Annotated in this window: 10 protein-coding genes and 1 pseudogene; 1 reads left to right on the top strand and 10 read right to left on the bottom strand. The window is 49.7% G+C overall.

Translation table 11 applies throughout. The features are described from left to right. Window positions 1-6 precede the first annotated feature (6 nt). Window positions 7-3126, bottom strand: a complete 3120-nt coding sequence (locus BWI97_RS20835) for a TonB-dependent receptor (RefSeq protein ID WP_102202630.1) — start codon at window positions 3124-3126, stop codon at window positions 7-9. A 1126-nt stretch (window positions 3127-4252) separates the two neighbouring features. On the opposite strand from BWI97_RS20835, the gene BWI97_RS20845 reads away from it, so the two are divergent. Further along, on the top strand, window positions 4253-5887 hold the full coding sequence (locus BWI97_RS20845) for a glycoside hydrolase family 28 protein (protein ID WP_102202632.1): 1635 nt from the start codon (window positions 4253-4255) through the stop codon (window positions 5885-5887). Between the two features lie 582 nt (window positions 5888-6469). Here the strand turns inward: BWI97_RS20845 and BWI97_RS20850 are convergent. From BWI97_RS20850 to BWI97_RS20890, 9 genes and pseudogenes are all read right to left on the bottom strand, one after another. Beyond that, a complete protein-coding gene (locus BWI97_RS20850; protein WP_102202678.1) occupies window positions 6470-7456 on the bottom strand; it encodes a pectinesterase family protein in 987 nt (328 codons plus the stop codon). Between the two features lie 4 nt (window positions 7457-7460). Beyond that, window positions 7461-8431: pseudogene (locus BWI97_RS29285) on the bottom strand (alpha/beta hydrolase fold domain-containing protein). Then, window positions 8428-9408: a pectinesterase family protein gene (locus tag BWI97_RS20860; RefSeq protein WP_102202633.1), complete on the bottom strand. Its 981-nt coding sequence runs from the start codon at window positions 9406-9408 to the stop codon at window positions 8428-8430. Before BWI97_RS20860 ends, BWI97_RS29285 begins: the two are co-directional and overlap by 4 nt. 8 nt (window positions 9409-9416) lie before the next feature. Further along, window positions 9417-11066 (bottom strand): glycoside hydrolase 43 family protein, encoded by a 1650-nt coding sequence (locus BWI97_RS20865; protein ID WP_102202634.1) that lies wholly within the window; start codon window positions 11064-11066, stop codon window positions 9417-9419. Between the two features lie 32 nt (window positions 11067-11098). Beyond that, window positions 11099-12301 carry a glycoside hydrolase family 105 protein gene (locus BWI97_RS20870; RefSeq protein WP_233207929.1) on the bottom strand — a complete coding sequence of 401 codons (1203 nt, stop codon included), beginning with the start codon at window positions 12299-12301 and terminating at the stop codon, window positions 11099-11101. A 154-nt stretch (window positions 12302-12455) separates the two neighbouring features. Beyond that, window positions 12456-12803, bottom strand: coding sequence for a hypothetical protein (locus BWI97_RS20875; RefSeq protein WP_102202636.1), 348 nt, complete (start codon window positions 12801-12803; stop codon window positions 12456-12458). A gap of 42 nt (window positions 12804-12845) precedes the next feature. Beyond that, window positions 12846-13406, bottom strand: a complete 561-nt coding sequence (locus BWI97_RS20880) for a GNAT family N-acetyltransferase (protein ID WP_102202637.1) — start codon at window positions 13404-13406, stop codon at window positions 12846-12848. Between the two features lie 110 nt (window positions 13407-13516). Next, window positions 13517-13966: a DUF3291 domain-containing protein gene (locus BWI97_RS20885; RefSeq protein WP_102202638.1), complete on the bottom strand. Its 450-nt coding sequence runs from the start codon at window positions 13964-13966 to the stop codon at window positions 13517-13519. 815 nt (window positions 13967-14781) lie between these two features. Then, window positions 14782-15030 carry a hypothetical protein gene (locus BWI97_RS20890; protein ID WP_146010992.1) on the bottom strand — a complete coding sequence of 83 codons (249 nt, stop codon included), beginning with the start codon at window positions 15028-15030 and terminating at the stop codon, window positions 14782-14784. Window positions 15031-15322 lie beyond the last annotated feature (292 nt).

Below are 15322 nucleotides of genomic sequence, written 5' to 3' on the forward strand. Positions count from 1 at the left end.
GGTCGTTTAAAATTTGAGGTTCAGACCAAATTGATACGTAATGGTGCTCGGACCCGTGTTATTGATATTGCCCGTGGTAGTATTCGACACGTTAGAAGTCGTGGTCGGATCAATACCGCTGGCGTATTCAGGATCAAAGCCGTTGTACTTCGTCCAGACAAAAGGATTCAGCACGTTGGCGTACACCCGCAGGCTTTTCACACCGATTTTATCCACCAGCGTTGTCGGTAACGTGTAGCCTAATACGATATTCTGAACTTTCACGAAGGATACATCTTTGTAATAGCCGACGCCCGATACACCCGCCCAGTAAGGACCGATGTTATTCGGCATGGGATAGGTATTGGATACCCGGGAAGGCGTCACCTTATTATCGGCCATGTAATAGTCTTCGTAGATTTTGTTCGTACCGCGATCGGAGTAGTTCAGGAAAATGCTGTGGAAGGCACTATACACCTGAGCTCCCTGGCGGGCAAACATCGAGGCCGACAGATCAAAGTTTTTATACGTAAACTGCGTCGAAAAGCCTCCCGTCCATTTCGGGTCTTTCTGACCAATGATGGCCCGGTCGTTCGCACTACTAATCTTGCCGTCATTATTCAAATCCTTGACGCGAGCCTGACCCGGTAACTGACCGTATTTAACGGCCTGTTCGCGTTCGCTCTCCTGCCAGATACCGTCAAATACGTAGGTGTAGTTCACATTGATGGGTCGGCCAATAAACCACCAGTTCCCCACCAAATCTTCTTTTTTATCCAGCAGATCGACGATTTCGTTTTTATTCCGGGCAAAATTGAAGGAGGTTGACCATGTAAAGTTTTTCGTCGAGACGTTCACGGTCCGTAACGAGAACTCGATGCCCTTATTCCGTACCGATCCTACGTTGTCTTTAATTGAGGACCAGCCCGTTTCAATGGGAATATCACGATTCATCAAAATGCCCCGCGAAAGCTTGTTATAGACATCCAACGTACCAGAAATCCGACCGTTAAAAAATCCGTAATCCAGACCAAAATCCAGCTCACGGGTACGTTCCCAGGTCAGACCGGGGTTGGGCAGTCGGCTGGGGCCGTAGCCCAGAGCAACCGTTCCACCATAATCGTAGAAGGTGGGATCGCTCAGGTTCATCTGGCTTTCGTACGCACTGATGTTGTTGTTGTTCCCCGCAATACCGGCACTCACGCGGAGTTTCAGATCCGAAATAAAGTTGGCTGATTTCAGGAAGTTTTCTTCCGACAATTGCCAGCCCACCGCCAGTGAAGGGAACGTAGACCACTTGTGTCCTTCGGCCAGTTTGGAGGAACCATCCCAACGCGTGGCCAGCGTAGCGAAGTAACGATTCTTGAACACGTAGTTCAGGCGGGCCATGTAGGAAAGAATCGACACCTGCCGGAAGTAACTCGTACCCGACTGACGGTTGGTGGAAGACCCCAGGTTGTAGTACGAAGAGTTGAAGGGCAGATCGTTCACCCGTAGGCCATCGCCTTCAAAGCGATCCTTCTGCATACTGAACAGACCCGTGAATGTAAAGCGGTGATCGCCGAGGTTTTTACGGATGGTCGCGATATTGTCGAAAATGTACGAAAGAGATTGAGCGTTAGAACGCTGAGCATCGGGTAAGAGACCATCGCCTACGCCGGTCAGGGAGCCCCAGTACCGACCGTTCCGCTCGAAATTTACACTCGGCGAAAACGTCGAGCGTAATTCCAGCCAGTCATTTAACGCATATTGTAAGTACAGATTTCCGACCCCGAACAAGCGGCGGTTGTTGTTCTCGGTATTGGGAATTTCCAGCAAAGGGTTTACCGTACTGGTAAAACTCGAAATGGTTGTGGAATTGGGTACCGGAATTTGTCCGGGCCGGAACATCAGGTTGCCATTCGCATCGTAGGGACTGAAAATCGGAGCCATGTTGAAGGCATTCCGTACGGCATCATCGCTACCCCGCTCAATGTCGGAAAGCGAGAAGTTAACGCTCATGCCGGCCGACCAGTGGTCATTCATCCGGCCATCCACGCTGGCTTTGAAGTTGTACCGATCCAGACTTTCCTGCAAAAGATTACCTTTTTCTTTCTGGTAACCCGCACCAATCAAATACTGCACGGTATTTTTTTCACTCGCTCCTGAAATGGTCAGCCAGTGGTTCATTTGCGTACCCGTCCGCAGTACTAAATCCCGCCAGTTGGTATAATCACCATTGGCTACCCGTTGTTGCACCACTGGGTTTCCCAGGCTACCGATGGTGTTATCGTAGTTAGTTCGTCCGGCAATGAGTTCGGGAGAGATAAACGTGTTTTGGCGATACTCCCACCATTCGGGACCCGTCATGAAGTTCGGCATCCGGGCTACTTCCCGAATCCCCACGTAACCGTCATAGGAAATCGTCGTGCGACCTTTGGCACTTGAACCGCCCTTGGTCGTCACCAGAATTACCCCATTGGAACCCCGTGAACCGTAAATAGCCGTTGAGGCGGCGTCTTTCAATACGTCCATTTTGGCAATGTCCTGCGGGTTGAGAAAGTTGATGTCGGGAACAATAACGCCGTCCACTACGTACAGCGGCTGACCACCCGCCAAAGAGTTCTGACCCCGAATCTGCACGGAATAACTCGCCCCGGCCCGGCCCGAACCGGCGGAAATATCCACCCCCGCAATCTGACCCTGAGCCCCCTGTAAAGGACTTACCGTACCCCGATCGGCGATCGTTTTTCCTTCAATACTACCTACGGCGGTGGCTACCTCCGCTTTTTTCTGGGTGCCGTAACCTACAACGACCACTTCCGAAAGAGCTTTGGAATCGGCTTTTAATACGACGTCCAACACCGATCCGGCTCCTACAGCGACTTCCTGTGGCGTATAACCTACGTAAGAAAAAATGAGGGTAGCTCCTGCTTCACTGAAGGTGAGTCGATACTTTCCTTCTTCGTTGGTGGTGGTTCCCTGCTGCGAGCCTTTTCGAAGAATGCTCACGCCGGGTAAGGTGGCTCCGGTTTCATCCGTAACGGTACCCGTGAGGGTTCTGGAGGTCTGAGCCTGAACACTCAGGCCCAGCAACAGAAAAAAACCAATGGTGCAAGCCAGCAGGTATTCGTACAACCTGCGGCGAGTAGGTACGTGTTTGTTCATAATCAGCGTAGTTCTGAAGTCGTATTAGGAATACGTTGAGAAGGTGGGGATCGAAAGACCCTTCGATACACAAGACGTAATTCATGTGACTTATCCAGTAAAAAATTTATTTTTTTTTAGAATAATTTATTTTGTCTTGGTACGACCTGCATGGTTCAAAGTGAGATATAGGCGGTTAAGCATCTGCTCAAAACCATCGTAGTACTTTATTCAAGGACAGTGCTGTTTTCGTCCCGATGAGACGGTTGGTCATTTCGTAATCGAAGTTTGCTAGATTACTGGACCACAACTTCGTCCCGCTGAGGCGGCTGGTTTTTCAGTCCGTATGCATTCCATGCCGGCACGCCCACCGCTGACTTCCTCTTACTCAAAGCCACCGCATTGCTGAGGGAGCCACCATGGAATGGTAGGCGGCTTGAGCCCGGCATGGAATGCGATAGGACGGGGCCTGGATTTAAGTCGTCCATGAAGGTTTCGGCTGTCTTTTAACAACTACTAACCACAACTAATAACTTGAATAGATTACAGTTACAAGAAGAAAACCTCTCCCGCCCCTGAGCAACGGAACGACCTACGACAGCCGCAACGCGGTGGCTTAGAGCAGGATGTCGTTAGTCGTGGAGGGGTCCAGCCTGGAAGGCTCAGGGGCTACCGAACAGCCAGTAAGGAGGACCAAACTCAGTCTAGGTGAATAACAAATTTCCAAAAGGGTAGAGCTTACTCTGCCTTGGAATAGAAATAGACTAATAGTCGGTCGTAGTGATGAGTAGAAAATTCCTTCTATTCAAGACGATATAAAAAGATCTTTTTTAGAAACACTTCCAAGCGACAACACCCAGAGAAGCTGAACTAGACGCTCTGGGCAGGCAATAAAGTAAGGGGCACCTATTCCCTCTAGCGTCTTTCTTTCAACTAAGGCATGTTTACGCTCACCAGTACCGACAGGCATTAGCCATCATTTGCGTTATCTGCTCGGTCCGCCCGAGGTAAGCATCGCTGGTTTACCCATTTCGTATTTCCGTTCGAATTCTTTTGATATTGCTTGCGAGTACTACCCCTTACATAGACCCCTACAGCCGTTTATTTTCTGTACAGTCAAGATTGCCTAAAGGCTAATTTTTCAGCTATGTTGCGAATCCCTTTTTTACTCCGGTTGGCCAGTTTAGGTTTACTGCTACAGCCATTCTTCGCTCAGGTTCAGCAGACCTATAGCTGGGAGAATCTACCCGTGATCGACCAGCCCCGCTTTCGGGCCGATACCTTTCTGGTTACTTCCTACGGAGCCAAAGGCGATGGTCTGACGCTGAATACGAAAGCCATCAACCGGGCCATTACCGAGTGTAGTCAGAAAGGCGGTGGGGTTGTCGTGATTCCAGCGGGTTTGTGGATGAGTGGTCCGGTCGTTCTGAAAAGTAACGTCAACCTGCACCTGAAAAAAGCTGCGACGTTGCTTTTCACGCCGGATAAATCACAATATGCTTTAACCGAAGGCTTTTACGAAGGTAAAGCGGCCGCCCGTAACCAGTCCCCCATCTCGGGTACGGATCTGGAAAATGTGGCCCTGACCGGTCAGGGTATCGTAGACGGTAACGGCGATGTCTGGCGAGCCGTCCATCAGCGTCAGCTAACCGATTCGCAATGGAAGGAAAAATTAGCTTCCGGCGGCGTGTTGAGCGATGACCAGAAAACCTGGTACCCGAGTGTCGCTTTTAAAACAGCCAGTCAGGAGAATAAAAGTATGCTCCTGACGTCGGGCAAATCCCTTTCCGACTTTGCTGACATGAAGGATTTTCTACGTCCCAATCTGGTCGTGTTGTTGCGATGCAAAAAGGTGTTACTCGAAGGACTCACCTTCCAGAATTCTCCGGCCTGGTGTCTGCATCCGCTCCTTTGCCAGCACCTGACGCTGCGTAAGCTGACCGTTAAAAATCCGGAATACGCTCACAATGGAGACGGTATGGACATTGAATCCTGCAAAAACTTTCTCGTAGAAGACTGCTCGCTCGATGTAGGCGATGACGCCATTTGCATCAAATCGGGGAAAGACGAAGAAGGCCGTAAACGCGGCGTTCCGACCGAAAACGGAATCATTCGTAACAACATCGTTTATAATGGTCACGGCGGTTTTGTGGTAGGCAGTGAAATGAGCGGCGGAGCCCGGTATCTGTTTGTATCCAACTGTACCTTCATGGGAACGGATAAAGGGCTGCGGTTCAAATCCGTACGGGGTCGGGGCGGCGTGGTTGAACATATCTACGCCCGTAACATTTTCATGAAAGACATTGCTCAGGAGGCCATCTTTTTTGATATGTACTACTTCGTAAAATTCGCGACCGACAGCCCCCGCGACGAGCGACCCATTGTCAATGAAGGCACACCCGTTTTTAGAAATATGGTCTTTGAAAATATCGTGTGTCAGGGAGCTAAAAAGGGGGTTTTCGTTCGTGGATTACCTGAAATGCCCATTCAGCAGGTGCGTATGAAAAACCTGATTCTGGAAACTGAACGGGGTGTAGAACTCATTGACGCCCGCGGGATTAGTCTCGATCAGGTACAACTGGTAACGAATACAGTTGAGCCGCTGGTCTTTATTGAAAATAGTCAGCACCTTACGTTTAATTCAGTCGAATACGCGGGTAAGATGCCGATTCTATTTTCGGTAAACGGCGAACGCAGTCAGGATATTCACATACAAAAAACGGACGTTCAGACCAATCAGACCGTCTTTGCCAACGGAGCAAAGGCCTTTTCGTTAAAGTAGAAAAGTTTGTCATCCGAGCCTGGTTGTGCGGGTATGCCAAACGATCCGTTCGCTTAATCTGATAAGCGAACGAATCGTTTGGCATGCACTAACTCTTATATATATACGTCTATAAATTAAAACGTCTTTACCCATGAATCTTGCACTAGTTCGAACTCAACAGCCCGTATGAAATGCGGGGTGCGTCCAGTCCGGTAGGCACAGCCTACCAACGTTTGCGTCCGTAGCAAATGCTACGGACAACGCGTCCTGATAGTTTATACCGAGTTTCAGGGAGAAATTTGGAATGGGAAAGAGTGAATTTAAACTTCTGTTCTTTTCCCATACTCCTCTTCGAGCAAGTAGTTTAATTCTGGAGAGTTCAAATTAATATAACCCCGTAGCAAATGCTACGGACAACGCGTCCTGGTAGTTTTACCGAGTTTCAGGGAGAAATTTGGAATGGAAAAGAGTGAATTTAAACTTCTGTTCTTTTCCTATGATCCCTCCAACCCCGAAGGGGTTCAACCTCAATAGCCCCGCATGCAATGCGGGGAACCAATGCAGGAAACCGGGACCGTAGGATATCACGTCATCCCCCAATCACCAGGGCTTCCACCCATCCCCGCCCGCCAGAATCCGTTCCGCTGTATAAGTCTTGGCCTGAGCTGCCGTTAACTGTTTCGACCATTTTGCCCGTTCTGTGGTTCGAGCTCCCGGTCCCCGGCTCTGGAATTCAGCGTATAGCACGGTTTGTTCATTTTCCGGGTTTCGCCAGTTATCCCAACCCACGGGCAAAATATGGACTCCCATTTCCGTACGGATAAAGATCGTCTTCGCCTGCGGTCGCCAAGGACGACCCAGGTATACTTTCGTAGCCGACGGGTCGGCAGTTAGGGTACAATCCAGAAACGTAAATCCGTACGTTTGATAGGCAGGTGTGGCAGCGGCAGTGATATACGAATCCGACAAACTTTTGATCGTACAATTCTGAAAAACGGCCATGCACTTACCAAAAATGAAGTCCGTCGTTCCCTCAATCTGACAATTCAGATAATACTGGCGACTCCCTTCCCGAGCGGCATACAGCGTATCCTGATTTCCCAACAATACGCAGTTCTTGCACACAAAACGATCGCCCTCTACGTGCAGGGCCACGGCCTGTCCCACCCGACCAGCGGTATTACGAATCGTGAGATTTTCCAGGATAATGTCGGGAGCATCCACCAGCACCGTATAGGAAGTATAAGTACTGAATTTGTCCTTGCCCGTAGCGTCTTTACCGCCCGGATACGCTTTCCCTGAGAAATCATCGCCCGTAATAATCACCCCTTCCTTACTTTCACCCTGAATGTGAATGTTCGGTTTCCAGGAAGGAATGACGAGTTTTTCGGTATAAATACCATTTTTAACGAATAGCCTGACCCGTACCTGCGAATGATCGCGAAAGGAATTGACGGCCTCCTGAATGGTTTTAAAATCTCCACTGCCGTCGGCGGCTACGGTAAAAGAGCTTGGGTAGGTTACGGTTTGGGCCTGACTTACGTACGCCAGCAGGTACAGAAAGACAAAAATCAGAATTTGTTTCATCAGATTAGTTGGAAGAGGAAAATACCCGTCGCAGAAAGCCATCTATGTAAGCCAGCGTTGGCGTAAACCAGGGTTCAAAAAACAGAAAGGTATGCGGGGCATTTTCAAACGTATGTACCTCGGAGTAAATGCCGTGCTGATTGAGAACGGCGATAAAGTCATCCCGTCCGGCGTGCATTCGGGCTACTGAACTATTCAGAAAGAGTGTCGGCGGGGTTGTAGGCCCCACGTATGTTAAAGCCGACCCCTGTTTCCATAAGTCCGGTTTTTCCGTTTTCGAATACCCAAACCAGTACGTAGCCGCCGAGGTAGACTTCGAATCATCCCCTTCGCCCGACTCCGGATGAATGAAGCCCAGGATTCCATCCAGATCGGCAATAGCCTGAACGTTACTGGAATCCGAAGCACCTGAGGCATCAAAGGCGGCGTTACCGTTCGTAGTGCCGATCAACGCTGCCAGTTGCCCACCCGCCGAAAACCGAGTACGGCAAGTTTACGTGGATCAATCGCATAGCTTTTGGCGTTGCGGCGAATCCAGCGTATCGCTGCTTTCAAGTCATGAACGGCGGCAGGATACAAAGCTTCGGTCGATAAACGGTAGTCGGCCGTTACGGTTACGTACCCCCGAGCGGCCAGTTGTCCGGCCAGGGTATAGTTATGCGAACGGTCCCCCGACCGCCAGCCCCCCCCGTGAATCATCAGAATGGCTGGTCGGAGCTTCCTGGAGGTGGGGTGAAATACCTCAAGTTGCAGTTCCCGCCCCGCAGGGGTCCGGGTATACGTCTGTGCAGCTGTTTTACGAACGTTAACTGGTAAATCCGGAGGAGCTAATTGTAGTTCAGGATGGTATTTTAGCTCTCGGATGAAAGAACCCGCAATACTAAAGCTGGTATCCCGACCGCCCGTAGGCCCCAGCTGAGCCCAGCTCGTTCCAATGAAAAGATTACTCAACAGAAGCAACAAATACCGGCTCATCGTTTATCCGTGGTTAAGGGATTCCAATGATCCTCACCCGCCAGAATCGTTGGAATTTGGTAGGTTTCGGCTTCTGCTTTCGAAAGCTGCCTGGCCCAGGCAACGCGACGTTTCGGATTGGCTCCCGGTCCTTTGGAAGCGTATTCAGCGTAAACGACCGTCTGTCGGGCCTGCGGTTTATCCCAATCGTGCCAGCCTTCTGCCCGAATGTGTTTCCCTAATTTGCAGAACAGAAAAACCGTTTTCGCGTAATCCCGCCAGGGCCTTCCCAGGTAGACGGTACCCGCCGGATCGTCACCCGTGAGTTCGCAATGCAGAAAAACCAGACCATAGGGCTTACCTTCCGGCGTAGAGGCTGCCGTGACGTAAGGTCCGTTTTGTTTGCTGTGAATGGTACAGCGATCAAACACCGCTGTCGCCGAACCAAAAATGAAATCGATGGTACCTTCGATGTAACAGTTCTGGTAATACTGCCGTCCGTACTGACCCGGCATACCCAGGTACAACGTATCCTGAAAACCCAGAAAACGGCAGTTGATAAACGCCGCCCGGTCGCCGGGAACGAATACCGCCACGGCCTGACCTACGGGGCCGGAGCTGTTGGCAAAACTGAGATTCTCGGCCCGAAAATCGTTGGCTTTCACCGTAAAACTACTCGAATCGAAGGTTCGGAAGGGTTTCCCCGAAGGGCTGATCTTGCCGTTGTAATCATCGAACGTTAAAACCGTCGTTTGGGCATTTTCGCCGATCAGGGTGACGTGATGCTGGGTTGAATCCAGCACTAATTTTTCTTTATAGACACCTTTTTTAATTCGAATGGTTACGGGTTCGGCATTGGGACTGGGTACGGAAGAAAGAGCTTCCTGTACGCGTCGAAAGTCGCCGCTTCCGTCCTGAGCCACGGTAATCACCCGACGCTGACACCAGCCCGACAGATTTAACAATACCAGAAAGATAATCAGTAGATAGCGGTTCATGGGCTTTGTTAAGGTAAGGGTTCAACACGAAACCAGTCCACATCGGCGTATCCGGAATCATTGATCTGGGCGGTTCGTGTACAGAACAAACCCATTTTGGCTCCAATCCAGCGGCCTACTTCGGCCTTAAATTCGGCTCCGGCTTTTGTGTACTGCGTTCCGTTGAGACTGTAGCTAAACTGACAGCGGGCACCGGGGCGTACTTCCAGTCGCAAATAGACGGGTTGTCCGGTCTTCAGTGAGGTAAGATGTTTTTCGCTTTCCGGCTGATTGTCCGCCGCTTTTTCACAAACCGCTGATACGAGTTCAATATCCTGCTTCTGACTCTTCAAATACAGGCTGGCGTAACGCAAGCCCATCACTACCAGTCCCGCTTTCTCGTTGTCGAGCCTGGTATTGGGCGTGAATGTCAATTTAGTGGTAACCTGAAATGTTTCCGCCGGAAATTTTTGCAGAAGTACATTGGGAACGTTCCACAGATTCCGGGCCTCGGCAGGAGCCTGGTAGGAATACAGTCGCAGAAAACCTTCCGGCTGTAGCATGTGCCAGATGCCCTGCGGGTTGGCCTGCCATTGCCACTGCCGCCCGAGGGTCAGCTGATTGAATTCATCCGATTCGGGTGGCGTCGCTTTGGGGTAAGTCTTGCCTACATTCGGTTTCCGGTGGGTTAGTACGGGCTCGCCCTTACCGTCCTTGTCCGCATCCATGCCAATGACTGGCCAGTCGTTTACCCACTGCATGGGTTGCAAATGCACGATTCGCCCGTAGGCTCCTTTGTCCTGAAAATGGATGAACCAATCCTCCGATTTACCCTTAACGGGAGGCGTAGTTACCCAAGCCCCCTGGTGCGGCCCATTGATGGGCGACTTTCCCTGATCCATGACCACCCGCCGTTCGTAGGGTCCGTAGACGTTTTTCGAGCGAAGCACCAGTTGCCAGCCTGTGGAAACACCTCCCGCCGGAGCAAAAATGTAGTAGTAGCCGTTTCGCTTGTAAAATTTAGGCCCTTCCACCGTCGGGTCCAGGGCATGTCCGTCGTAGACCAGCACGCCTTCATCCCGTACCTTCGTTCCGGCGGCGTTGAGTTTTTTAACGGTCAGGACACTCTTGATGCCGGCCCGACTTCCCGCCCAGCCGTGTACGAGATAAACCTGGCCATCGTCGTCCCAGAGCGGACAGGGGTCAATCAATCCCTTTCCGGCTTCCACCAGCACGGGTTCCGACCAGGGGCCCGCCGGATTTTTAGCTTTGGTCAGGTAAATACCAAAATCAGGGTCCGGGTAATACAGGTAAAATTCATTTTGGTGAAAGCGTATTGCTGGAGCCCAAACGCCATTGCCGTGCTGAGTTTTGGAGAAATGATCGAAAGGCGGCTGCCGTCGCAGGGCATGGCCAATCAGTGACCAGTTAACCAGGTCTTTCGAATGCAGAATGGGCAGGCCCGGAACGGCATCAAAACTCGAAGCCGTCAGGTAAAAATCAGCTCCCACACGGCAGACGTCCGGATCGGAATAATCGGCATGCAGTATCGGATTTTTGTAGGTTCCATTCCCCTGATCCGCTACCCAAACGGTTGAAAGTTCAGCCGAGGGTTTGACCTGTGCCAGGGCTGAGCAGCCTAGCGACAATCCGGCGGCTAGTAATGTAATTTTTTGCATAGACCTAAAAATAGAGTACCGGGAGAAGATGCCTAACGGCTGGACCTGAGTTGATCCATTTCCAGAGCCAGCAGAATAAAAGGCCCTACGGATTTAGGATCGTTATCGCGTTTGGCTTCCTCAACGTAATATGTGAAAGTCCCCGAGCGGTAAGGTGTGCCGCCCAGTCCCGCTCCAGCACAGGCGTCGGTAATGGCCAAGGTTCCATCCGATTCCGTGCGTAGTTGATGCATAAGAATTCCCTGATAGGCTTTCCTGCCAGCCTTCAAAGCAACCTCGGGGGCATAGCCCTGCCGCCCCGCTTTCACGAGAAAATAAGCCAGCATGGTGGAGGCCGAAGATTCCAGGTAATTGCCTGGCTTGGCTCCGACGTCCATGACCTGATACCAAAGGCCCGTAGCGGGGTCCTGGTAGTGTTGCAGCGTTTCGGCCAGGGTTTTGGTAATACGGAGAATGTTCGCCCGTTTGGGATGGTTTTTCGGAAAATAATCCAGTACATCCACCAGCGTCATAGCATACCAGCCCAAGCCCCGACCCCAGACGTGCGGTGAGCGACCCGTCAGAGAATCGGCCCAGGCCTGCGTACGGCTTTCATCCCAACCGTGTACGTAGAGATTCGTACCGGGCTGTTTATGATGCTGATCGATCAGCGTGATCTGTCGGGCTACTTCGTCGAAAAGCTCTGGTTCTCGGAAGGTTTGGGCGTATTGAGCCAGGAATGGCGTCGCCATATACAACCCATCGAGCCACATTTGGGAAGGATAGCGTTTTTTGTGCCAGAAGCCGCCCTCACTTGTTCGGGGATGCGTCCGCATCTGGTCCCGTAACATCGCCAGAGCTTTTCTGTACTTTTCGTCACCCGTCTTTTCGTAGAGGGCAAAAACGAACTTGCCGGGATTGACCCAGTCAATGTTATAGGCTTCCAGGGAGTAGGTTTTGATGGTCCCATTGGGCTGAATCATGTCATCGGCGTACTCCTTGATGTAGGCGTAGTATTTGGCGTCGCCCTGTCGTTTCCAAAGTTTCTCCAGCGACGTACAAACGAGACCGTGACAGTAATTCCAGCGGGGTTCTTTCGAAAAATCCAGCATCCAGCCCTTCGGATTTCGCTGCATGTCCGAATCAGCCATCCGAACGGCCCAGTCGAGCGGCGTTGAAGTTTGGGCGTTCAGTCCGGTAATAGCGGCCAAGGCAAGTAAACCAATTCCCAGGGATCGAATGAATGCGGGCATCATCAGGCGTTTATCAGGTTCCTTACAACGTAGACGGAATCTGAAGGTCCTTTCCCTTTTTCAAGGTCCTGAATTATGATGGCTAAATGTGCTGAAGAAAGAGTTAGGGTAATAACCGTGCATGTTCGGAGTAACTTTTACTACTCCCCTTTGTCGATTACTCTTTCAATTTAAAATTATCCGGATGAGGAGCGACTAGTACGTGCGTCGTATACAAATCCGGATGACCCAAATCTGTAATCGTATATTTAATTTGCCGGGTAGTTGCTTCCGTAATCTGGCACGTGTACCAATCCTGATGCGTTTCATCAAAAAAGCACCACCGCTCCATCAAGACTCGCAGACCATTGGTTTGCAGGAAGTTTTCGGCCTGTCGTTCGGTATCAAATATTTGTAAAGAGTATTTGAACAACGTGTAGGCCTCAAACGGGCCGGTTTCGGAATGAGCCCTTACAAAACCCATCAATTCATCATCTTCTTCCCGTAGTACGGCTTTAAATTCCATGTCATCTATTGTTTACAAAAGCAATAAAACTAGTTAATGGACCTAATACGTCAAATTTTCTTCGAATTGCGAACGATTAATCCGGTACAATACGTGCTCCCGTAAAGGATGACCCACAGGCAGTTTGGGATGCTCAAAATTCTCCCCCGGTTGCATACCCAGCCGTTGCATCAGTCGGTACGAACGTACGTTCGCCGGAACGGTGAAGGAAACAATTTCCGGCAAATGCAGGCGTTCAAAACCATCCCACATGGCTGCCTGAGCGGCTTCGAAGGCGTATCCTTTCCCCCAATAGTCCCGGGCCAATCGCCAGCCAATTTCAACGGCTGGCGTGAAAGGAGTCTGAAAAGGTACGGTTGCTAACCCGCAGAAGCCTAACAGCTTTCCGGTCTTCCGTTCTTCCACCGCCCATCGGCCCCAGCCGTGCGTTTCGAAATGATTTACGAATCTATCCATTAACCCATCACTCTCGGTACGGTTGAGGAGGGCTGGAAAATGGAGCATGACTTCCGGATCCGCGTTCATGGCCGCAAAAGCTTCCTGATCAGATTCCTGCCAGGGTCGTAGGCATAGGCGGGGCGTTTTTAAAGAAAATGCATTCATTGTTTCACCATTAATTAAATCATGACCCACTAGCATGAAATTAGTGTTGCACGTAGATTCCTTACTTTAAACTTTTTGGCTACTTAGTTGCCGGAGCATAAATTACCTTATCAAACGGGTGGATTAAATAGCGTTTTAAAAGTAAAAGCAAAGGGCGTAGGGCCGTGCTGATTCAGACAATCAAGCCGCTGCCGGGCCTGTTCGACCGTGGGCAAAGAACCCGACTTAATCCACCATAAAGCTAGCGTTACGGACTTAATTTTAGCAAACCATTCCCACCGACGTTTCATGATCGTGGCGTGATCCGACCGGTACGTATACGCTTTCAGCGTTTCTATATCTTCCCAAACCGAAAGATTAATGAGAATCATCGGATCCTCGTATGCCTGAATAGACGTCGCATCTCCCGTATCGCTTTGCAACCGCCAGACAAAACCAGGACTGCCATCGGCTAAGGTATTAAGAGGCTCCACACGGGATGTATAGTCGGCCAACTCGGCACTGTCGAAGGGAGCTAGTAAGCGAACGATGTTTACTTGAGCTAATTGATGCGAAATCATCTCTGTGCTACAAAGCGATTAAATAAAACGCCAAATTGTTTCAAAAAGCATCTCCTCTTCAAGTATTCTCGGAATGAACTGGTCAAAAACAGGAATGAATTGTAGGCAGGGTCGCCCTGAAATCGTAGAAATTACTTGTGCAACTGAACATAAAAAACCGCCCTTAGAAGCTAAAGACGGTTTAAATAATCACACCTAAACTACCGCTAGGTAGTTGCTCTTGATTCATTACTGTTTTTTGATCGGGATACTCTTAAAACGTGGGTAGGTATAGACTTTCTTCCGCTCATTTTTTAAAAATACGTTTCTATCACCTGATAAGAAAATAACGTATATGCTATGAGATATATAAATGATTGTATGGGATGACTAGCTAAACTAGACAAACGGACCTGGATTGAAAGTTGAACAGATTTGTTAAATATCGTTGAATTCCCAAGAGCGAACTGCGGGTAGAATAGTTGGAATGATAGCGGTCATTCATAAGGTGTAACAGATTAAGGTAGAACAAGTATTTGTAGGAGTAGGTGTTTTGTACTTGCAAAGGAATAGCTTTACTGTAGCTAGATCAATAGTACACATTGATAATTTTGTGTAGGATTACTTGTACAGCTAATGGATTAATACTTAAAAGAAAATCAGGCATTTGCATGAAATAAGTGGAGGCGTGACTTCTTTTATACCGCCAAAGGGTTTAAACCGAATTATTTTTTGAAAGCAAACGAAAAATGCGAAAAGTCCTTAAATTCCATGGCTTCGTAAACCTGCGTTGGTTTGTGTTTTTATCCCTTCAAAAGAAAGTAGTACGCATGCAGTCAATTCTGCCATAACCATTGGCCGGGCGGGCAGTGATAGAGCTTTTTAAAACCACGCCTGAAGGCCGAAATACTTCGCCCCGTCAGATAGGCAAACGGTGTGAGGGAGAGGTTAAACCAGAAGTTTTGCTCCGTAAAGGAGGCCCGTTTTATTTTATGCAGTTTCGTAAACTCAAAGAGCAGGCTTTTACGTGCGGGCTGAATTTTCAGTAACACCAGCAATGCTTCTTTGAGCTTTCGTTTCCCCAACGCTTCGTCGGCCGTATCAGCCAGAGATGAATACGCCTGCAGAGATGCGATCAGGTTATGATACAGGAGGATAATCCTGTAGCGTCAACAGCGGGGACGCATCTACTCGTCGACCCGACCATATCTATACGCACTGCTAAATTCCTGAAGCAGTTCCTGGCTAAAGGTCAAAAAATGGCTTTGTATGTTTCGTTGGTGCGGCAAAATTCGGTACCCGCGGGTGAGGCTCTCGTATTGTATCGTCCCATTTTATTTGTTGTACAGCTCACTTTTCGTTTCTATAAAAAATCAG

Source organism: Siphonobacter sp. BAB-5405, assembly GCF_002872335.1.
GTDB lineage: Bacteria > Bacteroidota > Bacteroidia > Cytophagales > Spirosomataceae > Siphonobacter.

What these genes read in the sequence shown, in the direction of transcription:
- BWI97_RS20845 (WP_102202632.1), top strand. Translation starts at nt 4,253, where the DNA reads ATGTTGCGAATCCCTTTTTTACTCCGGTTGGCCAGTTTAGGTTTACTG.
- BWI97_RS20850 (WP_102202678.1), bottom strand. Translation starts at nt 7,456, where the DNA reads ATGAAACAAATTCTGATTTTTGTCTTTCTGTACCTGCTGGCGTACGTA.
- BWI97_RS20870 (WP_233207929.1), bottom strand. Translation starts at nt 12,301, where the DNA reads ATGATGCCCGCATTCATTCGATCCCTGGGAATTGGTTTACTTGCCTTG.
- BWI97_RS20880 (WP_102202637.1), bottom strand. Translation starts at nt 13,406, where the DNA reads ATGAATGCATTTTCTTTAAAAACGCCCCGCCTATGCCTACGACCCTGG.
- BWI97_RS20885 (WP_102202638.1), bottom strand. Translation starts at nt 13,966, where the DNA reads ATGATTTCGCATCAATTAGCTCAAGTAAACATCGTTCGCTTACTAGCT.
- BWI97_RS20835 (WP_102202630.1), bottom strand. Translation starts at nt 3,126, where the DNA reads ATGAACAAACACGTACCTACTCGCCGCAGGTTGTACGAATACCTGCTG.
- BWI97_RS20865 (WP_102202634.1), bottom strand. Translation starts at nt 11,066, where the DNA reads ATGCAAAAAATTACATTACTAGCCGCCGGATTGTCGCTAGGCTGCTCA.
- BWI97_RS20875 (WP_102202636.1), bottom strand. Translation starts at nt 12,803, where the DNA reads ATGGAATTTAAAGCCGTACTACGGGAAGAAGATGATGAATTGATGGGT.
- BWI97_RS20860 (WP_102202633.1), bottom strand. Translation starts at nt 9,408, where the DNA reads ATGAACCGCTATCTACTGATTATCTTTCTGGTATTGTTAAATCTGTCG.